The 19,821-nt window shown below is 64.7% G+C and carries 20 protein-coding genes; 3 read left to right on the forward strand and 17 right to left on the reverse strand.

The window, feature by feature from the left end:
- A complete protein-coding gene (locus GGD63_RS14825; RefSeq protein ID WP_183243157.1) occupies positions 1-933 on the forward strand; it encodes a lipid A biosynthesis lauroyl acyltransferase in 933 nt (310 codons plus the stop codon).
- A gap of 2 nt (positions 934-935) precedes the next feature.
- Here the strand turns inward: GGD63_RS14825 and GGD63_RS14830 are convergent, their stop codons facing one another.
- The 10 genes from GGD63_RS14830 to GGD63_RS14875 form a co-directional block, all read right to left on the reverse strand.
- Positions 936-1,325, reverse strand: a complete 390-nt coding sequence (locus GGD63_RS14830; protein WP_312013273.1) for a DUF5615 family PIN-like protein — start codon at positions 1,323-1,325, stop codon at positions 936-938.
- A complete protein-coding gene (locus tag GGD63_RS14835; RefSeq protein WP_183243159.1) occupies positions 1,294-1,524 on the reverse strand; it encodes a DUF433 domain-containing protein in 231 nt (76 codons plus the stop codon). The genes GGD63_RS14830 and GGD63_RS14835 overlap by 32 nt, the downstream gene beginning before the upstream one ends.
- A 78-nt stretch (positions 1,525-1,602) precedes the next feature.
- The gene (locus GGD63_RS14840) at positions 1,603-2,727 is read right to left on the reverse strand and encodes a polyamine ABC transporter substrate-binding protein (protein ID WP_183243161.1); all 1,125 of its coding nucleotides are present in this window, start codon (positions 2,725-2,727) and stop codon (positions 1,603-1,605) included.
- Positions 2,728-2,733: 6 nt separating this feature from the next.
- Complete coding sequence (locus GGD63_RS14845; protein ID WP_183243707.1) at positions 2,734-3,912, reverse strand: aminotransferase; 1,179 nt, start codon at positions 3,910-3,912, stop codon at positions 2,734-2,736.
- A 21-nt stretch (positions 3,913-3,933) separates the two neighbouring features.
- Positions 3,934-4,260, reverse strand: coding sequence for a rhodanese-like domain-containing protein (locus GGD63_RS14850; RefSeq protein ID WP_183243163.1), 327 nt, complete (start codon positions 4,258-4,260; stop codon positions 3,934-3,936).
- Positions 4,261-4,548: 288 nt separating this feature from the next.
- Complete coding sequence (locus GGD63_RS14855) at positions 4,549-6,477, reverse strand: potassium transporter Kup (protein ID WP_183243165.1); 1,929 nt, start codon at positions 6,475-6,477, stop codon at positions 4,549-4,551.
- A 155-nt stretch (positions 6,478-6,632) separates the two neighbouring features.
- Complete coding sequence (locus tag GGD63_RS14860; RefSeq protein WP_183243167.1) at positions 6,633-8,531, reverse strand: potassium transporter Kup; 1,899 nt, start codon at positions 8,529-8,531, stop codon at positions 6,633-6,635.
- Between the two features lie 181 nt (positions 8,532-8,712).
- The gene (locus GGD63_RS14865) at positions 8,713-9,543 is read right to left on the reverse strand and encodes a flagellar motor protein MotB (protein ID WP_183243169.1); all 831 of its coding nucleotides are present in this window, start codon (positions 9,541-9,543) and stop codon (positions 8,713-8,715) included.
- A gap of 24 nt (positions 9,544-9,567) precedes the next feature.
- Positions 9,568-10,341, reverse strand: a complete 774-nt coding sequence (locus tag GGD63_RS14870; protein WP_183243171.1) for a motility protein A — start codon at positions 10,339-10,341, stop codon at positions 9,568-9,570.
- Positions 10,342-10,543: 202 nt separating this feature from the next.
- On the reverse strand, positions 10,544-11,368 hold the full coding sequence (locus tag GGD63_RS14875; RefSeq protein ID WP_183243173.1) for an SDR family NAD(P)-dependent oxidoreductase: 825 nt from the start codon (positions 11,366-11,368) through the stop codon (positions 10,544-10,546).
- Between the two features lie 73 nt (positions 11,369-11,441).
- Between GGD63_RS14875 and GGD63_RS14880 the strand changes: the two genes are divergently transcribed.
- Entirely contained in the window at positions 11,442-11,759 is a 318-nt protein-coding gene (locus GGD63_RS14880) for a hypothetical protein (RefSeq protein WP_246785480.1), read from the forward strand.
- 9 nt (positions 11,760-11,768) lie between these two features.
- Here the strand turns inward: GGD63_RS14880 and GGD63_RS14885 are convergent, their stop codons facing one another.
- The 4 genes from GGD63_RS14885 to GGD63_RS14900 all read right to left on the reverse strand — a co-directional run bounded on the left by GGD63_RS14885 (position 11,769) and on the right by GGD63_RS14900 (position 16,322).
- Positions 11,769-12,488 carry an RraA family protein gene (locus GGD63_RS14885; protein WP_018645539.1) on the reverse strand — a complete coding sequence of 240 codons (720 nt, stop codon included), beginning with the start codon at positions 12,486-12,488 and terminating at the stop codon, positions 11,769-11,771.
- A gap of 123 nt (positions 12,489-12,611) precedes the next feature.
- Positions 12,612-13,493 (reverse strand): phosphatidylcholine/phosphatidylserine synthase, encoded by an 882-nt coding sequence (locus GGD63_RS14890; protein ID WP_183243175.1) that lies wholly within the window; start codon positions 13,491-13,493, stop codon positions 12,612-12,614.
- A gap of 85 nt (positions 13,494-13,578) precedes the next feature.
- Positions 13,579-14,283: a phosphatidylserine decarboxylase gene (locus GGD63_RS14895; protein WP_312013300.1), complete on the reverse strand. Its 705-nt coding sequence runs from the start codon at positions 14,281-14,283 to the stop codon at positions 13,579-13,581.
- A gap of 80 nt (positions 14,284-14,363) precedes the next feature.
- Positions 14,364-16,322: an ABC transporter ATP-binding protein/permease gene (locus tag GGD63_RS14900; RefSeq protein WP_183243179.1), complete on the reverse strand. Its 1,959-nt coding sequence runs from the start codon at positions 16,320-16,322 to the stop codon at positions 14,364-14,366.
- 201 nt (positions 16,323-16,523) lie between these two features.
- Between GGD63_RS14900 and GGD63_RS14905 the strand changes: the two genes are divergently transcribed.
- Positions 16,524-17,129 (forward strand): TIGR00730 family Rossman fold protein, encoded by a 606-nt coding sequence (locus GGD63_RS14905; protein WP_183243181.1) that lies wholly within the window; start codon positions 16,524-16,526, stop codon positions 17,127-17,129.
- Positions 17,130-17,132: 3 nt separating this feature from the next.
- Here GGD63_RS14905 and GGD63_RS14910 read toward each other — a convergent pair whose 3' ends face one another.
- The 3 genes from GGD63_RS14910 to GGD63_RS14920 all read right to left on the reverse strand — a co-directional run bounded on the left by GGD63_RS14910 (position 17,133) and on the right by GGD63_RS14920 (position 19,740).
- Positions 17,133-17,510, reverse strand: a complete 378-nt coding sequence (locus GGD63_RS14910; protein ID WP_183243183.1) for a VOC family protein — start codon at positions 17,508-17,510, stop codon at positions 17,133-17,135.
- A 143-nt stretch (positions 17,511-17,653) separates the two neighbouring features.
- Positions 17,654-19,252, reverse strand: coding sequence for a citramalate synthase (cimA, locus tag GGD63_RS14915; protein WP_183243185.1), 1,599 nt, complete (start codon positions 19,250-19,252; stop codon positions 17,654-17,656).
- Positions 19,249-19,740, reverse strand: coding sequence for a GNAT family N-acetyltransferase (locus GGD63_RS14920; protein ID WP_183243187.1), 492 nt, complete (start codon positions 19,738-19,740; stop codon positions 19,249-19,251). Before GGD63_RS14920 ends, cimA begins: the two co-directional genes overlap by 4 nt.
- Positions 19,741-19,821 lie beyond the last annotated feature (81 nt).

Consider the following 19,821-nt stretch of genomic DNA (forward strand, 5'->3'; position numbering starts at 1 on the left):
ATGGCGCTGCTGACTGCGAGCACGAAGGCCCGCGCGCGGCAGGCTGCCAAATCCATCGGCGGCAGCCTGATCGGCGCCGCCACGGTCGGCATGCTGCGCACCACGCGCTATTTCGATCCGGTCAAGACCTCGGACTTTTTCGCACGCGTCGTGAAGACGATCGGCCCGCGCCTGCGCGAGCACCGCATCGGCCGCGCCAACCTCACTGCGGCCTTTCCGGAGAAGTCGCCGGAGGAGATCGAAAACATCCTGATGGGCGTGTGGGACAATCTCGGCCGCGTCGGCGCCGAATTCGCCCATATCGACCATGTCTGGGATTACGACCGCGATCGCCCGGAAAAGAGCCGGATCGAACTCCCGGCGCGCAGCATCGAGCTGTTCGACCAGATCCGCGACGACGGCAAGCCGGCGCTGATCTTTGCCGCGCATCTGGCCAATTGGGAATTGCCGGCGCTCGCCGGCGTCGCGCACGGGCTGGATACCGCGATCCTCTACCGCCGGCCGAACATTGCGTCTGCCGACCGCATCATCCAGGAGATGCGCCAGGTCAACATGGGCACGCTGATTCCGGCCGGCCGCGACGCGCCCTTGCGCCTTGCACAGGCGCTGAAGGACGGCAAGCACGTCGCGATGCTGATCGACCAGTATCTGACCGCCGGCGTCGAGGTCACCTTCTTCGGCCGCAAGACCCGCGCCAATCCGATGCTGGCGCGCCTGCTGCGCCAGATCGAATGCCCGATCCACGGCGTCCGTATCATCCGCCTGCCCGGCGGCCGCTTCCGCGGCGAGCTGACGGAAGAAGTCCAGCCGGTGCGCGACGCCGCCGGCAAGATCGACATCCAGGGCACGACGCAGGCGATCACGAGCGTGGTGGAGAGCTGGGTGCGCGAGCATCCCGAGCAGTGGCTCTGGCTGCATCGAAGGTGGCGGTAGCGCTACTTGCCAAGCGGGCGCATTCGGACTCGCCCGGGCTCGATAACTGAGAAATGTCCCGCCCAATCGTCACGGGCCAAAATCAGTTCAGCGAGCACTCTGCCGATCCGCCCGGGAGCAGCCGGAGGGATGCGCAAGAGCACAATGCCGCATGTGGCCGGCAGCGAGGCCGCTTTCGCCAGTTCCCCAAAATCCTTGTCGAAGGTGAGCAAGATACGTTGTTCGTGCGAAGCTTGCGCCAACACTTCAGGGTCGCTGCTGCCGGGGGCAGAAGTCCTGATCCAGACGACGTCGTGACCAGACGCGCTAAGTACGGCCACCGCCGAGCCAGGAAAATTCTCGTCGGCAAGGAAGCGCATCTCAAGCAGCGCTTGGATGAACCCTTTCGACACTCAGCGAGTCGCGCGCATAAGCTAGGCACGCAAGGATGTCTTCGCGTGAAATGCCGGGGTAGTTCGCCAAAATGTCGGCCTCCGTCCAGCCGTCCGCCATTAGTCCGATGATGAACTCCACCGCGATGCGGGTCCCGAGGATCACGGGCTTGCCCGCGAGCACATCAGGCGCAAGCGAAATGCGAGGATGCTCTGTCATTGATTAGGACCCAATCTACTTGACTGGAGCAGATAATACTCCAATTCGGGCGCGATAGCGAATTTGGAACTGCCGCACTCAGCGCCCCGTCTTCACCTTGGTCCAGAGCCGGTTGATGATGCGCTGGGTCGCCGGCTCGCGCGCCGTGATGACGAACAGCTTTGCGAGCGTCGCCTCGTCCGGATAGATGTTCTTGTCGTTCAGTATCTTCGGATCGACCAGCTTCTGGCTGGCGAGGTTGCCGTTGGCGTAGGACAGAAAGTCCGAGTTCTTGGCGGCAACGTCGGGGCGGTAGAGATAGTTGATCAGCTCGTAGGCTTCCCTAACGTTCTTGGCATCCGCGGGGATCGCGAGATTGTCGAAGAACATCTGCGCGCCCTCCTTAGGGATGGTGTAGCCGATCTCGATGCCGCTACTGTCGTCTTTCTTGGCTTCGGCCGCGCGGGCACGGGCCTGCATGATGTCGCCGGACCAGCCGACCACGAAGCAGATCTCGCCGGTCGCGAGTGCGCTCAGATATTCGGAGGAGTGAAATTTTCGCACCGACGTGCGAACCTTCGCCACTACGTCGGCGGCCTTCTCCAGGTCCGCCTGCTTGGTCGAGTTCGGATCGAGCCCGAGATAGCTCAGCGCCGCCGGGAAGATGTCGTCGGCGGAATCGAGCATGTGCACGCCGCAGTCTTTGAATTTTGCCAGGTTCTCCGGCTTGAAGACGATGTCCCAGCTGTCGATCCTGGCGTCCGCCCCCAGGATCTGCTTCACCTTGGCGACGTTGTAACCGATGCCCGTCGTGCCCCACATGTAGTTGGCGGCGTAGACGTTGCCGGGGTCGTAGATGCCGAGGCGCTGCGTCACGACCGGCCAGGCGTTGGCCAAGTTCGGCAGCTTCGACTTGTCGAGCTTCTGGAAGATGTTGGCCTTGATCTGGCGCTGCAGGAAATAGGCAGTGGGTACCACGACGTCATAGCCGGACTTGCCGGCCATCAGGCGCGTCTCCAGCGTCTCGTTGGCGTCGAAGGTGTCGTAGACCACCTTGATGCCGGTCTCCTTGGTAAAGTTCTCAAGGACATCCGGCGCCATGTAGTTGGACCAGTTGTAGAAGTTGACGACCCGCTCCTCCGCCCCGGCGGGAGCGGAGAGCAACGTCAGCGCTGCGGCGATTGCAAGACCGAGGCGAAACCCCGAGCGGCTGACGTTCGTCATCTCTGTCTACTTCTTGCGTCCACGCACCGCGTCCGACAGCCGCTCCAGCGCGGTGTCGAGGGTTTCGTCCTTCTTGGCAAAGCAGAAGCGCACCACTGATGTCACCGGGTCCTGCTCGTAGAACGCCGAGACCGGGATCGCGGCGACCTTGTAGTCCTTGACGATCCGCCAGCAGAACTCGGTGTCGCTCTCGTTGAGCCCGAGCGGCGACAGGTCGACGGTGAGGAAGTAGGTGCCCTGCGACTTCAGCACGGGGAAGCCGAGGCTTTCGAGCCCCTTGGTCAGGCGGTCCCTGCTCCGCGTCAGGTCCTTGCGCATCGACAGGAAATAGTCGTCGGATTTGCCGAGGCCGTAGGCGACGGCGGCCTGCAGGTTCGGCGCGGTGGTGAAGGTCAGGAACTGGTGCACCTTGGCAGCGACGCGCAAGAGCTGTGGCGCGGCGCAGACGAAACCGATCTTCCAGCCCGTCAGCGAAAAGATCTTGCCGGCCGAGCCGACCTTGATGGTGCGCTCGCGCATGCCGGGGATGGTGATCAGCGGGATGTGCTTGTGCTCGTCGAAGGTGACGTGCTCCCAGACCTCGTCGCAGATCGCGATGACGTCGAACTCCTGGCAGTAGCGCGCGAGCAGCTCGAGGTCCTCGCGCGGATAGACCACCGCGGAGGGATTCAGAGGATTGTTGAACAGAACCGCCTTGGTCTTTGAATTGAAGACGCTTTTCAGCATGTCCTCGTTCAGCCGCCAGTGCGGCGGCTCGAGCCGGACGAGGCGCGGAATGCCGCCGGCGTGGCGGATGATCGGCAGGTAGGAATCATAGACCGGCTGGAAGCAGACGACTTCGTCGCCGGGCTGCACCACCGCGAGGATCGCCGAGGTCAGCGCCTCGGTGCCGCCGGAGGTGACCATCACCTCGCTCATCGGATCGAGCTTGAGGCCGTGCCAGTGGCCGTAATGGGTCGCGATCGCCTGGCGCAGCTCCGGCAGGCCCATCATCGACGGGTACTGGTTATAGCCGTTCAGCGAGGCCTCGGCCGCGGCGCGGCGGATGTCCTCGGGCCCTGGATCGTCGGGAAAGCCCTGGCCGAGATTGATGGCGTTGTTGTCGCGCGCAGACTGCGACATCGCCTCGAAGATGGTGACGGGGAGGTCGGCGAAGACCTTGTTCAGGGACGAACTCTTGGACATCTTGTTAGACATCGGGGCCGATCAGCCACCGACCTTGCTGGGCAGACCCGCCGCCTTCCAGCCCAGCATGCCGCCGGCCAGATGCTTGTCATAAGGCAGGCCCGCCGCCTGCGCCGCCAGCGAGGCCGTCACCGAGCGCTTGCCCGAGCGGCAGGCGAACACGACCTCCTTTCCGGCGGGATCGGGAATCGCCTTGGGGTCGAAAGTCGAGAGCGGAACCACGACACCGTAGGGATAGGCCTCGGCCTCGACCTCGTTCGGCTCACGGACGTCGACGAGCAGATAACGCCCCTCCACGACACCCTTGGAGACCTCGTCCGGGGTCAGATCCTGTACCTGGTTTGCCACTTCATCCTCCAACGTCGCAAGGCGCATGCCGGGGCGATCCCGGCGCGCGGCAACCTCGCCTCTCGGGAAACGAAAATCAAGCGCCACAAAGGCTTGAGCCGCGCGGCGCAAGTTAAAGCTAAATCGCAGCGACTTGAAGTGCAGCTTTCGGGGCCCATACTCGATGTCATCCCCCGCGAAGGCGGGGGATCCAGTACGCTGCGGCGGATGCGGCGAGAGCGAGCTCTTTAACGCCGGCCTCTGGAATACTGGATCGCCCGGTCAAGCCGGGCGATGACAGCGGTAGAGTTAGATCGTCACCTGCGTGCCGACCTCGACCACCCGGCCGGACGGGATCTGGAAATAGTCGGTGGCATCGTTGGCGGAGCGGCTCAGCGAGATGAACAGCCGGTCCTGCCAGCGCGGCATGCCGGAATGGGCGGCCGGTTTCAGCGCCCGCCGCGACAGGAAGAACGAGGTCGACATGATGTCGAACTGCCAGCCGAGCTTGCGGGCGATCGCGAGCGCCTTCGGCACGTTGGGCGATTCCATGAAGCCGAACTTCAGCGTCACCTTGGAGAAGGTCGGTGAGATCTGCTCCAGCCTGACGCGCTCGGCCGGATCGATCCGCGGGGTCTGCGCGGTCTCGATGGTGAGAATGACATTCTTCTCGTGCAGCACTTTGTAGTGTTTCAGACTATGCATCAGCGCGGTCGGCGCGCTGAGCGGGTCCGAGGTCAGGAACACGGCAGTGCCGGGCACCCGCTGCGGCGGCCGTTTCTCCAGCATCGCCACGAGGTCGGCGAGCGGGAACTCGAGCTTGCGCGACTTGTCGAACAGCAGCCGGCTGCCGCGCCGCCATGTGTACATCAGGATGATCATGACCGCACCGAGCGCCAGCGGCACCCAGCCGCCCTCGAACACCTTCAACAGGTTCGCGGTCAGGAAGGTCAGATCGAGGAACAGGAACGGCGCAATCAGCGCGCCGGCCGCAAGCGGCGACCACCGCCAGCCCTTCCAGATCACCACGAAGCCCATCATCGCCGTGACCACCATGGTCCCGGTGACGGAGATACCGTAGGCGGACGCCAGCGCGCTGGAGGAGCGGAACAGCAGCACCAGCAGCACCACTGCAACCAGCAGCAGCTGGTTGATGCGCGGGATGAAGATCTGGCCGGAATGGGCTTCCGAGGTATGGCGAATTTCGAACCGCGGCAGCAGCCCGAGCTGGATCGCCTGGCGCGTCAGCGAATAGGCACCAGTGATGACCGCCTGGCTCGCGATCACGGTGGCAACCGTGGCGAGAACGACCATGCCGCCGCGGACAAAGCCTTGCGGGAAGAGCTGGAAGAACGGGCTCACGATCGCGCCGGGATCGCCGAGCACCAGCGCCCCCTGCCCAAGGTAATTCAGCGCCAGCGACGGCAGCACAATGAACAGCCAGGCGGTCTGGATCGGCCGCTTGCCGAAATGGCCGAGGTCGGCATAGAGCGCCTCGGCGCCGGTCACGGCCAGGAACACCGCGCCCAGGGTCACGAAGCCAATGATGCCGTGGTGGAGCATGAAGGATACCGCATAGAGCGGGTTCAGTGCGAACAGGATCTGCGGCTGCTCGATGATGGGGTGGATCGCCGCCGCCGCGAGGACCGCGAACCAGACGCACATGATCGGGCCGAAGAAGGCCGCAACGCGCGCCGTGCCGCGCGACTGCACCGCGAACAGGCAGACCAGGATCACCACCGTCAGCGGGACGATGTAAGGCTCGAACGTCAGCGTGACGTCCTTCATGCCTTCGATCGCCGACAGCACCGAGAGCGCCGGCGTGATCACGGCATCGCCGTAGAACAGCGCGCCGGAAATGATGCCGAGCAGGACGATGGTCGCCCCGCCGGTTCCAACCGCGCGCTGGGCCAGCGCCATCAGCGCCAGGGTACCGCCCTCGCCGTTGTTGTCGGCGCGGAGCAGGATCACGACGTATTTGAGCGTCACCACCACGATGAGCGCCCACAGGATCAGGGAGACCACGCCGAGAACGGCAGCCGGTGTGGGCGCGCCTTCGGCGCCTGAAGCCGCCATCACCGCCTCGCGGAACGCGTAGAGCGGGCTGGTGCCGATATCGCCATAGACGACGCCGATGCTCCCGAGCGTCAGTGCGCCGAAGCCGGCCGTGGTGTGGGCGTCGCCATGCCCGTTGGCCGCCGCCGTCTCCGGGGCGGGAACTGTCACGTCACTGGTCATGGGAGAGCCCGGTGGCCTCTAAAAAATGCTTCACTGCACTACGGCGGAAGAGCGCGCGGCTTATAGTCCTGCGCTATCGGCATAGCCTAGCCCGATTTTGGGCCCTCACCATGCAGAATTCGCATAGGTGGGTCAATTCGGATCAAATGGTGACCTCAGATGGTGACCTGGGTACCGACTTCAACCACCCGCCCGGTCGGAATCTGGAAATAGTCGGTGGCGTCGTTGGCCGACCGGCTCAGCGCGATGAACAGATGGTCCTGCCAGAGCGGCATGCCGGACTGCGCCGAAGCCTTCAGCGACCTTCGCGACACGAAGAACGACGTCGACATGATGTCGAACTGCCAGCCCTGCTTGCGCGCGATCGCCAGCGCCTTGGGGACATTCGGCTGCTCCATGAAGCCGAAGCGCAACCGGACCTTGGAGAATTTGTCGCTGACTTTCTCCATGCGGAAGCGCTCGGACAGATCGACCCGCGGCGTTGGCGCGGTCTCGATGGTCAGGATCACGTTGTGCTCGTGCAGGACCTTGTTGTGCTTGAGATTGTGCAACAGAGCGGTCGGCACAAATGCGGGATCGCTGGTCAGGAACACCGCCGTGCCCTTGACGATGTGCGGCGGCCGCTTCTCCAGGCTGCGGATCAGGTCATCCAGCGGCACCTCGATCCGGCGCGTCTTCTGGATCAGGATTCCGGAGCCGCGCCGCCAGGTCCAGATCGTGGCCGCCATGGTGGCGCCGAACAGCAGCGGCACCCACGCGCCCTCGAGCAGCTTGAGCAAATTGGCGCTGAAGAAGGTCATGTCGACCATGACGAAGGGCAGGATCACGACCGAGGCGGCCGCGGCGCGCCAATTCCACAACTTCCAGATCACGATGAAGCCCATGATGCCGTCGGCGACCATCGTGGTGGACACCGCGATGCCATAGGCCGAGGCGAGGCCGCTGGGCGTGCGGAACAACAGCACCAGCAGCATCACGCCGATCAGCAGCAGCCGGTTCACGCGCGGCAGATAGATCTGGCCGGCATGGCTTTCGGAGGTGTAGCGCACCTCGAAGCGCGGCAAGAGGCCGAGTTGCACGGCCTGATAGACCAGCGAATAGGCCCCGGTGATCACCGCCTGGCTCGCGATCACGGTCGCGGCGGTCGCAAGCCCGACCAGCGGCAGCACCAGCTTCTCGGGCACCATGCGGTAGAACGAGTGCTCGATCGCGCTGGGATCGGACAGCACCAGGGCGCCTTGCCCGAAATAGTTGATCAGCAGCGAAGGCAGCACGAAGAACATCCAGGCGGACTGGATCGGCTTGCGGCCGAAATGGCCGAGATCGGCGTAAAGCGCCTCGCCGCCGGTCACCGCGAGGAACACGGCTCCCAATGTCACCAGGCCGATCGTGCCGTGCGTCAACAGGAATTGCAGCGCGTAATAGGGATTGATCGCCGCCAGCACCGACGGATCGTCCGCGATGTGGACCGCGCCCATCACCGCCAGGACCGTGAACCAGATCACCATCACCGGTCCGAAGGCGGATGCCACCAGCGCGGTGCCCTTGCTCTGCACCGCGAACAGCAGCGCCAGGATCAGGACCGTGAGCGGCACGACATAGTGCTCGAACGCAGGCGTCGCGAGCTTCAGTCCATCGACCGCCGACAGCACCGAGATCGCCGGCGTGATCATGGAATCGCCGATGAACATGGAGGCGCCGACGACGCCGAGGGCGAGCAGGAACCAGCTCCGTCGTCCCAGCGCGCGCTGTCCAAGGGCCATCAGCGAGAGCGTGCCGCCCTCCCCGTTGTTGTCGGCGCGCAAGAGCAGCAGGACGTATTTGGCGGTGACGACGATCAGGAGTGCCCACAGGATCAGCGAGAGCACGCCGAGCACGATCACCCGCGAGACCGGCTCACCGCCAGCCGCGCCCCTGACAGCCTCGTGGAATGCGTAGAGCGGCGAGGTACCGATGTCGCCGAAGACAACGCCGATGCTCCCGAGCGTGAGGGCCCAAAAACCCGAGGTGACCGGCCCTTCCTGGGTCTCGGTCTGTGTGATGCTCGCCGCCATGAGGGTGGAAAACGTTTCGTCCCTGAATTTGATCCGGCGCCTTTTGACGCTTCCTGCGTGTCTGTCAATCAGTACAGCATAGCAGGCACCGAGCCGGATGCTGCGACGGCGCGACGACCCTCGTCGCCGGCGCGACGAGATGCCTCAGGTAAGATGGTAGCGCAAGGGGATCAACAGGGGATCAGGGCTTCAAATTCGGCGGCAGCGGCGGATCTTCGCGCATCAGCGTGATGGTCACGCGCCGGTTGGCGGCGAGCGAGGGATCGTCGGGAAACAGCGGCTGCGTGTCCGCCTTGCCGGAGACCGCGAAGATGTGCGAGGCCGGCAGGCCCTCGCGCTCGAGTATCTGGCGCACGGCATTGGCGCGGTCGGCCGACAGATCGAAGGCGCCGTAATCACTGCGGCCCGGCACGAATCCGGCCGCGGTGTGACCGGCGATGGAGACGCGCAGCGGCGTGGCCTTGAGCGGGATGGCGAGCTTCTCGACCAGCCGGCGCGTGCGGTCATAGGGCACCTTGGAGCCGTCGGCGAACATCGAGCGTCCATCCTGGTCGACGATCTCCAGGTTGAGGCCCTGCTTGGTCTCCTCGAACATGATGTGCTTGGACATCTCGGTCAGTTCCGGCATGTCCTGCAGGGCCTGCCGCAGCGAGGCCGCCGCGAGCGCGAAATTGCGGTCGATCTTCATCTTGGCGCCCGACGTGCGGTCGCGATCCTCCTGGTCCGGCGTCGGTGTGTTGGAGGCATCCTCGGGCTGGATGTGATCGACGTTCTTCAGTCGCGGGCGTGTCGGCAGGCCGTCGGACTCGACGATGCCGGCGTAGCGCGCCTCGCTCTGCACGCCGAAGGCGTCGCGCATCGAGCCGGCAACGATCTTCAGCTTGTTGGCGTCCTGCGTCGAGAACGCGACGAGCATCACGAAGAAGCTCATCATCAGGCCCATCAGATCGGCGAAGGTCACGAACCAGCCGTGACCGCCGCCGTGAGCATCGCCGCGCTTCTTCTTGGCCATCTCTGTTGATCCCGCGGAGCGGCCTTAGGCCGGCACCGGCTCGCCCTCGGCGTTGCGATGCTTCTCCGGCAGATAGGCCAGCAGCATTTCCCGCACCAGGGTCGGGCTCTTGGAGTCGCGGATCATCAGGATGCCGTCGATGATGAGGGTGCGGTTGGTCTCTTCGTCCAGCAGCTTGCCGTGCAGCTTGTCGGCGATCGGCAGACAGAACAGGTTCGCAACGAGCGCGCCGTAAAGCGTAGCGAGCAGCGCGGTCGCCATGAACGGGCCGAGCTTGGAAGGATCGGTCATGTTGGCGAACATCTGCACCATGCCGATCAGGGTGCCGATCATGCCGAAGGCCGGGGCGCAGTCGCCGATGGCGCGGTAGATCTTGCTGCCCTCGTCGAGGTGCATCAGGAAGTTGTCGCGGTCGCGCTCGAGATTGTCGCGGATGAAGTCGAGGTCGTAGCCGTCGGCGACGTAGCGGATGCCCTTGGCGAGAAAGGGCTCGTCGGTCTCGACCTTTTCGAGACCCACCGGGCCCTGCTTGCGGGCGATTTCGGCGATGCGGGCGAGTTCGTCGACGAGGTCGTGGGCCGACAGCCGGCTCATGGTGAAGGCGAACTTGGCGCCGAGCGGAAGGCCGTGCAGGAGCGCCGAGAGCGGAAAGCGGATCATCGTCGCGGAGATCGAGCCGCCGAAGATGATGATGATCGCATGTTCGGAGATGAACATGTGCAGGTCGCCGCCCATGAGGATCATCGCCGTGATGACGATGATGCCCGCCGTGAGCCCAACGCCCGTCATGATATCCATGGGAGACTCCAACGCGTACGCAACAACGGCCGTCCTGGCCGCTGGCGCGGCCCAACCCCGAACCGCATCGGAAACCCTAGAGCGCCGCCCTTAAAGCCGCGTAAAGGTTAAGTCCGGACAGTGTGGTACGCCGTGCCGCAGGCGCTGCGATTGTCGTCCAGCGACACTGATCTCAACACTTCGCTAACCATAACCGGGCGTGCTAGGACGACAGGCCCGTCAGTTTCAGGCTGAGTGCGCGCAGGCGCTTGCGGGCCTCGACATCATAGGCCTGCGGATTGGCGTGCGCCTCGTTCATGCCGTTGAAGAACAATCCGCTCTTGCCTGCGACGTCGTCGCCCTCGACGAGGTGCAGGACGGCAGCACCGCCTTGCTCCACTGTGGACATCGGCGTGATGCCGCCGGCGCGCACCATCGTGGTGTTCATATAGGTCGCGGGATGCAGCGCGTTCACGGTCACGCCGGTGCCTTGCAGTTCTTCCGCAAGATCGATCGTGAACATGATCTGCGAAAGCTTGCTCTGCGCATAGGCACGTGAACCGCTGTAGCCCTTCGTAATCATGACGTCGTCGAAATCGATCGGGTGCTGGCCGAGCGAGGCGACATTGACGATGCGCGAAGGCGCCGTGGCCTTCAGCAACGGCAGCAACAGATGGACGAGCAGGAAACCGGCGAGATAGTTCACGGCAAATCGCAGCTCGTGACCGTCGGCACTGACTTGCCGCTGCGGCCCGTCATTCTGCGAGCCAATGCCGGCATTGCTGACCAGGACGTCGAGGCGCTGGTGATCGCGCTTCACAGCCTCGGCGAGTGCGCGCGTGCCCGACATCGACGACAAGTCGGCCTGATAGAAGGTCGGCGCGACACCGCCGGCCTTCATGAGCTCGTCGCTCAGCGACTCTGCGCGTGCCGCGTCGCGGCCATGGATCAGGACCCTTGCGCCTTCTTCGGCAAGCCGGCGCGCGACGTAGCGGCCGACGCCGTCAGTGGACCCGGTGATCAGGACCGTCTTGCCCTTCATCTTCATTGTACATCCTCCGACTGCGGCCCTGCGCCACATCCGTGACGAGGGATCATGCGGTATTCTATCGCGAGACGACATGCTCCATCACCGGAGCCATTTCGCCATGTTGACGCTGTTCAGTCTTCTCACCGCGCTGCCTGCGGTGCTGGCGTTCCATCTGCTCGAGCCGGAGCTCGTGCTGCCGGCTTTCAGCGCGCTGCTGTTTGTCGAGGCCGCCTTCGCGGTGATCGTAGCGCGGTTGCTTCACTGCCCCGACAGCGCAGACGACGTTACCCTGTGGGATCTTGCCGGCGGCTTCACCCTGATCGGATGTGCCGCCGCCGTGCTCGGCGAGCCCGATCAGGCCGCCCTGTTTCTGGAACAAGGCGGCCCGCGACCGGCGTCACGGCCATAGGTCGCTCAGTCAGTGGATCTCCGCCGAGCGCTTCAGCGCGGCCTTCAGCTTCTCCAGCGAGAAGTCGGGGCTGCGGGCGATCTCCAGGATCGGCGTCTCGCGGCGGCCGCAGAGCTCGGCGGCCTCAGGCAGCTTTGCAGCAACGTCGAGCGGGATCACGATGGCGCCGTGCTGGTCGGCGTGGATGAGATCGTCCGACTTCACGGTCATGCCGGCGACACGCACCTCGCCGCCAAAGCTTTCCGCATGCACCCAGGCATGCGACGGGCCGATCGAGCCGGCGAGCGCCTGGAAGCCAGGGGCCCATTGCGGGATGTCGCGGATCGAGCCGTCGGTGATGACGCCGAGGCAGCCGAGCGCCTTGTGGACGTTGCTCTGCACCTCGCCCCAGAACGCGCCGTAGCCGACGTCGGGACCGTCGATGTCCTGGATCACCGAGATGCGCGGACCGTGACCGGTGCCGACATATTCGTAATATTCGATGCGGCGCTTCGACTGCTCTTCCGGTGCAAGCGAGGATTTCAGCACCGAGCGGATCGCCACGGTGCGGGCATAGCCAACGATCGGCGGCAGGTCGGGAAACGGGCAGACCAGTTGCTTGGTGGTGTAGCCGATCAGCCGGCGCTCGGGCGCCACGATCTCCATGGCATTGCAGATCGTCGGGGTGTCGTAGCGGCCCAGCGCTTCGAGGACGGAAGCGGGCAGCGGCCCGGTCGCTTTATCAGTCACGGCGTTCTCTCCCAGATTGGCGGTCGCTGTTGGCGCGATGCCGCCCGGCACAGGGCGATATAGCCGAGATCAGGCTTCAACCCAACTCAGGGGGCCTCATGGCAGATATCCGCGTGTCGCCGCTCAATGCAGCCGTCCCGGCCGGTCGTCGTCGTGCGGCGGCTCCGACAAATTCGCCAATGTCGGTGCCGACGGCGGCGACGGGACCTCGCCTCCCGACGGCGCGGTGGCTTCCATCGCCCGCGCCTGGTCGCGGTAGGATTTGTAGCCGAGCGGCAAAGCGAGAAGATACAGCACCGTTCCGATCGACAGCACGTACCAGGGATAGCTGATCAGCAGCGCAATGAAGAAGATCACCGCGACAAACGCCGGCAACACCAGCTCGGGCGGCACCCGCATGCGCATGCTCTTGCCGGAGAACACCGGCAGGCGCGACACCATCAGGAAGGCAATCAGCAGCGTGTAGCCGGCCGTCAGCGCCGCAGGCCAGCGGCCAAGATCCAGGAACGCCGCATAGATCGGCAACATCACGGTGATAGCGCCGGCCGGTGCCGGCACACCGGTGAAGAAATTGGCAGCGAAGGCCGGCTTGTTCGGATCGTCCAGCGTGGCGTTGAAGCGCGCGAGCCGCAGGCACATGGAGATCGCAAACACCATGGCCGCGATCCAGCCGGCATTGCCCAGCTCGTGCAGCTGCCAGAAATACAGCATCAGGCCGGGCGCGACGCCGAAATTGACGAAGTCGGCGAGGCTGTCGAGCTCGGCGCCGAATTTGGACTGGCCCTTGATCAGCCGCGCGATGCGGCCGTCGATGCCGTCGAGCGCGGCCGCGAACACGATGGCGTAGACGGCGAGCGTCATCCGCCCCTCAATCGACAGCCGGATCGCGGTCAGCCCGGCGCAGATCGCCAGCAGCGTGATGACGTTGGGCACCAGCATCCGCACCGGAATCGGGCGGAACCGGCGGCGGCGAACGTCAGGATTCTTGAAGTCATAGGGCGTCATGGCTCGTCCTTATCCTAAGGCGAGATATAGCAAGCCCCGTTCCCTTCCGCCATTGCGGCGGAAGGCCCGCAAGGACCGACTTTGGTTAATTGGCCCGGAAGGCGCGGCTGGGGTCCTCGCCGACGAGGTCGGCCAAAATGGTCTCGCCGGCGATCGCGGTCTGCCCTTCCGAGACCAGCGCCTTGGTGCCGACAGGCAGGTAGACGTCGAGCCGCGAGCCGAAGCGGATCAGGCCGAAGCGCTCGCCGGCGCCGATCGCCTGCCCCTCCTTGACGAAACAGACGATACGCTTGGCGACGAGGCCTGCGATCTGGACCACGCCGATCCGCGCATTGGGCGTCGAGATGACGAGCGAGTTGCGCTCATTGTCCTCGCTCGCTTTGTCGAGCTCGGCATTGATGAACAGGCCGGGCCGGTAGGCGATGCGGTCCACCCTGCCCGCGATCGGGCTGCGGTTCACGTGGCAGTTGAACACGCTCATGAACACCGAGATGCGCGGCAGCGGCCGGTCGCCGAGCCCGAGCTCGGCCGGCGGCAGCGCCATGGTGATCATCGAGACGCGGCCGTCGGCCGGCGACACGACGAGACCCTCGCGCACCGGCGTCACCCTGACGGGGTCGCGGAAAAACAGCGCGCACCACACGGTCAGGATCGTGCCGATCCATCCCAAAGGCGACCACAGCCAGAACAGGATCAGGCTCGCCAGCGCGAAGCCGCCGATGAAGGGATAGCCCTCCTTGTGGATCGGCGGGATCTGACGCTGGATCGAATCGAGAATGGACATCGCTATCTGCCGCCTGAAGTTGTTGGCACGCGGGGCGTCCCCGCGCGGTGGGCTTGTTTAGGCCAGAGTTGGGACCGGAGACAAGGTCACTCCGCGGCCGCCGGCGTCGTCAGGACGTCGGCGACCGGCGGCGGCTCCCGGTTGGGCGCCTCGCTGGTATCGGCCATCTTGGCCAGTTTTTCGCGCGCCGCCTCCGCCTCGCGCTGCCTGTTCCACATGCTGGCGTAAAGGCCGCCCAGCGCGAGCAGCCTCGCGTGGGTGCCGCGCTCGGCGATGCGGCCCTGGTCCAGCACGATGATCTCGTCGGCACCGACGATGGTCGAGAGCCGGTGCGCGATCACCAGCGAGGTGCGGTTCTTGGCGACGCGGTCGAGCGCGCCCTGGATCTCGTGCTCGGTATGGGTGTCGAGCGCCGAGGTCGCCTCGTCCAGCGCCAGGATCGACGGCGCCTTGAGCACCGTGCGCGCGATCGCGACGCGCTGCTTCTCGCCGCCCGACAATTTCAGGCCGCGCTCGCCGACCTGGGTCTCGTAGCCCTTCGGCGCCATGCGGATGAAATGATCGATCTGCGCAAGTCGCGCGGCCTCCTCGACTTCGGCATCGCTGGCATCCCAACGGCCATAGCGGATGTTGTAGCGGATGGTGTCGTTGAACAGCACGGTATCCTGCGGCACCATGCCGATTGCGGCGCGCAAGCTGGCCTGCGTGACCTCGCGGATGTCCTGGCCGTCGATCAAAATCTTGCCGCCGGAAACGTCATAGAGGCGGAACAGGAGCCGCGAGATAGTCGACTTGCCTGCGCCGGAGGGACCTACAATCGCAACGGTCTTGCCGGCCGGCACCTCGAAGCTGATGCCTTTCAGGATCGGCCGCGTCGGCTCATAGGCAAAGCGCACGTCCTCGAACCGCACCGTGCCGGCGGAAACGGCCAGAGGCTGCGCGTCGGGCGCGTCCTTGATCTCGGCCTCGCGCCCCAGCACGTTGAACATCTTCTCGATGTCGATGATCGCCTGCTTGATCTCGCGATACACCATGCCCATGAAATTCAGGGGTTGGTAGAGCTGGATCATCATGGCGTTGACCAGCACGAAATCGCCGACCGTGTTGGTGCCGTTGCGCACGCCGATCGCGCACATCAGCATGGTCGCAGTCAGTCCCATCGTGAAGATCACGGCCTGGCCGGTATTGAGCACAGCGAGCGAGGTATAGGTGCGGACGCTGGCTTCCTCGTAGCGCTCCACCGACTTGTCGTAGCGCTGCGCCTCGCGCATCTCGGCGCCGAAATATTTCACGGTCTCGTAGTTGAGCAGCGAGTCGATCGCCTTGGTGTTCGCCTCGGTGTCGGAATCGTTCATCTTGCGGCGGATGCCGATCCGCCACTCGGTCGCGATGTAGGTGTAGTACATGTAGACCGCGACCGTGATCAGCGTCGCGACCACGTAGCGCCAGTCGAACTGCCAGAGCAGCACGGCCATCAGGAGCGAGACCTCGACGATGGTCGGGATCAGCTGGAGGATCACCATGCGCACGATGACCTCGATGCCCTCGCGGCCGCGCTCCAGCACGCGCGTCAGGCCGCCGGTCTTGCGCTCCAGGTGAAAGCGCAGCGACAGCTCGTGCATGTGGATGAAGGTGATGGTGGCGAGCTTGCGCACCGCATGCATGGCGACGCGGGCGAAGATGCCGTCGCGCCATTGCGTCAGCACCGCCATCAGGATGCGCATCACGCCGTAGCTCGCAGTCAGCAGCAAGGGCGAAGCGATCACCCAGAGCTGCCAATTGTCCGCCGCTACAGGCGCGGTGTTGGCGCCGGTCAGTGCATCGGTGGCCCATTTGAAGCTGAACGGCACCGCGAGCGTGATCAGCTTGGCGGCGAGCAGCAGCACCAGCGACCAGACCACGCGCATCTTCAGGTCGAAGCGGTCGCCCGGCCAGATATAGGGCCACAGATGCGCGAGCGTGCCCATCAGCGTGGCCCGCTCCAGCGGTCCCCCAGCGGGAGGATCAGGAACGTCGGCGCCGTCGAACGATTGGGGTTGGTCCATCAAGAAACCTGAAAGCCCGCCGGATGCGGGCGTCGCTGCGATTAACGATTTTCGCTTGTCATATAGAGCTTTCCCGATGCCCGCGCACCCCGCCAGATGGCGAATCTTCGATTGTTTCTCGCCATTTACCGGTAGATTTCCGGGCAGTCCGAATCACCGATTGGGCTTGACGCCTCTTCGCTGCAATGCATCATGGCACCAATGAGCACGATCAAAACCGTCTGTGTCTATTGCGGCTCCGGCCCCGGAACCAATCCCCGCTTCACCGAAGGCGCCAAGGCGTTCGGCAGAGCGCTCGCCGAAAACAACATCCGCCTGGTCTATGGCGGCGGCTCGCTCGGCCTGATGGGCTCGGTTGCAACCTCCGTGCTGGATCACGGCGGCACCGTCACCGGCATTATCCCCGAATTCCTGCGGCTGCGCGAGAACGCGCTGACCCGCGTGCAGGAGATGATCGTCACTCCCGACATGCACGAACGCAAGCGACTGATGTTCGAACGCTCCGATGCCTTCGTGGCGCTGCCGGGCGGCGTCGGCACGCTGGAGGAGCTGGTCGAGCAGCTGACCTGGAAGCAGCTCGGCCGTCACGCCAAGCCGGTGCTGCTCGCCAATATCGACAATTTCTGGGAGCCGCTGTTCTCGCTCTTGTCGCACATGCGCCAGACCGAGTTCATCCGCGCCGGCCTGTCGGTCGACATCATCAAGGCCGATCGCGTCGAGGAGATCCTGCCGAAGCTGAAGGCGGCTGCCGCACAGATCGCCGAAGCGGAAAAGCAGCTCGCCCCGGAAGTCGCGCGCAAGCTGTAAGAGCTACTCACTCGGAAACGTCACCGCCTCGATCCGGTTACCATCAGGATCGAAGACGAAGGCGGCGTAGTAGCGCACACGATCGTGCGGCCGGATGCCCGGCGCGCCATCGGACGCGCCGCCAGTCGCTAGCGCCGCTGCGTGAAACGCATCGACCTCGGCCGTGGTCTTTGCCCGCAGGCAGATGTGCACGCCGCTCTCCGGTCCGACGCGTGGCATGCCCTCGCGCAAGTTGATCCAGAACTCCGGATAGGCCTTGCCGAAGCCGACCGTCCGCGGCCGCGTGACGAGGCGGCTGAGACCGAGGGCCGCGAGCGTCGTCTCGTAGAATCTTGCGGCGCGATCGAGATCGCTGACGCCGACGGAGATGTGGTCGATCATGTGCTGCCCTTTCCTCACCCTCCGCTGTCATCGCCCGGCTTGACCGGGCGATCCAGCACTCCGAGACGCCGCGGCGTTTGCGGAGAGGCCGCGGCGTACTGGATACCCCGCTTTCGCGGGGTATGACAGTCGTCGTCGTGGGCTTACGCCGGCGCGCCCGATTTCACGAGCTTGTAGATCACCGAATCCATCAGCGCCTGGAATGAGGCGTCGATGATGTTCGGGGATACGCCGACCGTGGTCCAGCTGTCGCCGTTCTCATCCTCACTCTCGATCAGGACCCGCGTGACCGCGCCGGTGCCGCCGTTGAGGATACGCACGCGGTAGTCGATCAGCTTCAATCCCTCGATGTACTTCTGGTACTTGCCGAGGTCCTTGCGCAGCGCGACGTCGAGCGCGTTGACGGGACCATTGCCCTCGGCAGCCGAGATCAGGTGCTCGCCGGCGACATCGACCTTGACCACGGCCAGCGCCACCGTGACGCGCTCGCCGAGCGCGTTGTAGCGCTGCTCGACATTGACGTCGAACTGCTCGACCTCGAAATAATGCGGCACCTTGCCGAGCGTGCGGCGCGCCAGCAGATCGAACGAGGCGTTGGCGGATTCATAGGCGTAGCCCTGTGCCTCGCGCTCCTTCAACTCCTCGACGAGGCGCGTCAGCTTCGGATCGCTCTTCTCGTAAGCAATGCCGGCGCGATCGAGCTCGGCGATGACGTTGGAGCGGCCGGCCTGGTCGGACACCAGCACCTTGCGGTGATTGCCGACCAGCTCCGGCAGCACATGCTCATAGGTCTGCGGATCCTTCAGCACGGCGGAGGCATGGATGCCGGTCTTGGTGACGAAGGCGCTCTCGCCGACATAGGCCGCATGCCGGTTCGGCACGCGGTTGAGCATGTCGTCGAGCGTGCGCGAGACTTTGACAAGCGTCGCCAGCTTCTCGGAAGTGACGCCGATCTCGAAGACGTCGGCAAAGTCCTTCTTCAATTTCAGCGTGGGGATCAGCGAACAGAGATTGGCGTTGCCGCAGCGCTCGCCGAGGCCGTTCAGCGTGCCCTGGATCTGCCGCGCACCGGCGCGCACCGCGGCCAGCGAATTGGCTACCGCCTGCTCGGTATCGTTATGGGCGTGGATGCCGACGTGATCGCCGGGGATGTGCTTTGTCACCTCGGTGACGATGGCCTCGATCTCGTTCGGCATGGTGCCGCCATTGGTGTCGCACAGCACCACCCAGCGCGCGCCGGCCTCGTACGCAGCTTTCGCACAGGCGAGCGCGAAGCTCGCATCTTCCTTGTAGCCGTCGAAGAAGTGCTCGCAGTCGAGCATGACCTCGCGGCCGGTCGCCTTCGCCGCCGCGACGCTGTCGCGGATCGAGGCGAGGTTCTCCTCCTTGGTCGTCTCCAGCGCGACCCGCACCTGATAGGCCGACGACTTCGCCACGAAGCAGATCGCATCCGCCTTCGCTTCCAAGAGGCCCGCGACGCCGGGATCATTGGAGACCGAGCGCCCTGCCCGGCGCGTCATGCCGAAGGCGGTGAAGCGCGCATGATTGAGCTTCGGCCTGGAGCCGAAGAACTCAGTGTCGGTCGGATTGGCGCCGGGATAGCCGCCCTCGACATAGTCGATGCCGAGGTCATCGAGCATCGCCGCGATGATCTGCTTGTCGGCCAGCGTGAAATCGACGCCATTGGTCTGCGCCCCATCGCGCAGCGTAGTATCGAACAGATAGAGACGCTCCTTGCTCATGGCGCAGCTCCAAGTGTCTTCTTCATGGTGGTGTTGGCGAGCCACTCGTCGTTGATGGTGACGCTGTTGCGCTGCTGGGCGGTGTAGCCGCGCTTGGCGAAGAAGCCTTCCGCGGTGTCGCTGGCATCGACCGTCAGACTCTTGGCGCCGCGGCTGCCGGCAAGCTTCTCCAGTGCGTCGACCAGCATGGTCGCGATGCCCTGCCCGCTGACGGCCGGATGCACGTAGAGCATGCGGATGTGATCGGTGCCCCGCAGCGAGGCGAAGCCGACGGGCGAGCCCTCGAGCGTCGCGATCAGCGTCAGGTCGGACGCGAGCCGCTTGCCGAACTCCTCGTCCTCCGCCGCCTCCATCCAGGCCTGCTGCTGTGCCTCGCTGTAGTCGTCGCCGGTCAGCTGTTCGATGCTGGCGGTGAAGATCGCAGCGAGCACCGGCACGTCATCAGGCAGGAACGGCCTAAGTGCGGGCTTTGGCAAAGTCTGTCCCATCGTCCTCACCACATCCCATAGAGTTTCAGCACGATCGCCACCGCGGCGCCGAGCAGCAGGATCTTCAGCGCGATGTAATAG

The sequence above is a fragment of the Bradyrhizobium sp. cir1 genome, from assembly GCF_014198245.1.
Lineage (GTDB): Bacteria > Pseudomonadota > Alphaproteobacteria > Rhizobiales > Xanthobacteraceae > Bradyrhizobium.

Coding starts and splice junctions, on each gene's coding strand:
- GGD63_RS14905 (WP_183243181.1), top strand. CDS start 16,524: ATGAGCACGATCAAAACCGTCTGTGTCTATTGCGGCTCCGGCCCCGGA.
- GGD63_RS14890 (WP_183243175.1), bottom strand. CDS start 13,493: ATGACGCCCTATGACTTCAAGAATCCTGACGTTCGCCGCCGCCGGTTC.
- cimA (WP_183243185.1), bottom strand. CDS start 19,252: ATGAGCAAGGAGCGTCTCTATCTGTTCGATACTACGCTGCGCGATGGG.
- GGD63_RS14865 (WP_183243169.1), bottom strand. CDS start 9,543: ATGGCCAAGAAGAAGCGCGGCGATGCTCACGGCGGCGGTCACGGCTGG.
- GGD63_RS14825 (WP_183243157.1), top strand. CDS start 1: ATGGCGCTGCTGACTGCGAGCACGAAGGCCCGCGCGCGGCAGGCTGCC.
- GGD63_RS14860 (WP_183243167.1), bottom strand. CDS start 8,531: ATGGCGGCGAGCATCACACAGACCGAGACCCAGGAAGGGCCGGTCACC.
- GGD63_RS14880 (WP_246785480.1), top strand. CDS start 11,442: ATGCTCCATCACCGGAGCCATTTCGCCATGTTGACGCTGTTCAGTCTT.
- GGD63_RS14875 (WP_183243173.1), bottom strand. CDS start 11,368: ATGAAGATGAAGGGCAAGACGGTCCTGATCACCGGGTCCACTGACGGC.
- GGD63_RS14845 (WP_183243707.1), bottom strand. CDS start 3,912: ATGTCCAAGAGTTCGTCCCTGAACAAGGTCTTCGCCGACCTCCCCGTC.
- GGD63_RS14900 (WP_183243179.1), bottom strand. CDS start 16,322: ATGGACCAACCCCAATCGTTCGACGGCGCCGACGTTCCTGATCCTCCC.
- GGD63_RS14910 (WP_183243183.1), bottom strand. CDS start 17,510: ATGATCGACCACATCTCCGTCGGCGTCAGCGATCTCGATCGCGCCGCA.
- GGD63_RS14870 (WP_183243171.1), bottom strand. CDS start 10,341: ATGGATATCATGACGGGCGTTGGGCTCACGGCGGGCATCATCGTCATC.
- GGD63_RS14840 (WP_183243161.1), bottom strand. CDS start 2,727: ATGACGAACGTCAGCCGCTCGGGGTTTCGCCTCGGTCTTGCAATCGCC.
- GGD63_RS14835 (WP_183243159.1), bottom strand. CDS start 1,524: ATGACAGAGCATCCTCGCATTTCGCTTGCGCCTGATGTGCTCGCGGGC.
- GGD63_RS14855 (WP_183243165.1), bottom strand. CDS start 6,477: ATGACCAGTGACGTGACAGTTCCCGCCCCGGAGACGGCGGCGGCCAAC.
- GGD63_RS14920 (WP_183243187.1), bottom strand. CDS start 19,740: ATGGGACAGACTTTGCCAAAGCCCGCACTTAGGCCGTTCCTGCCTGAT.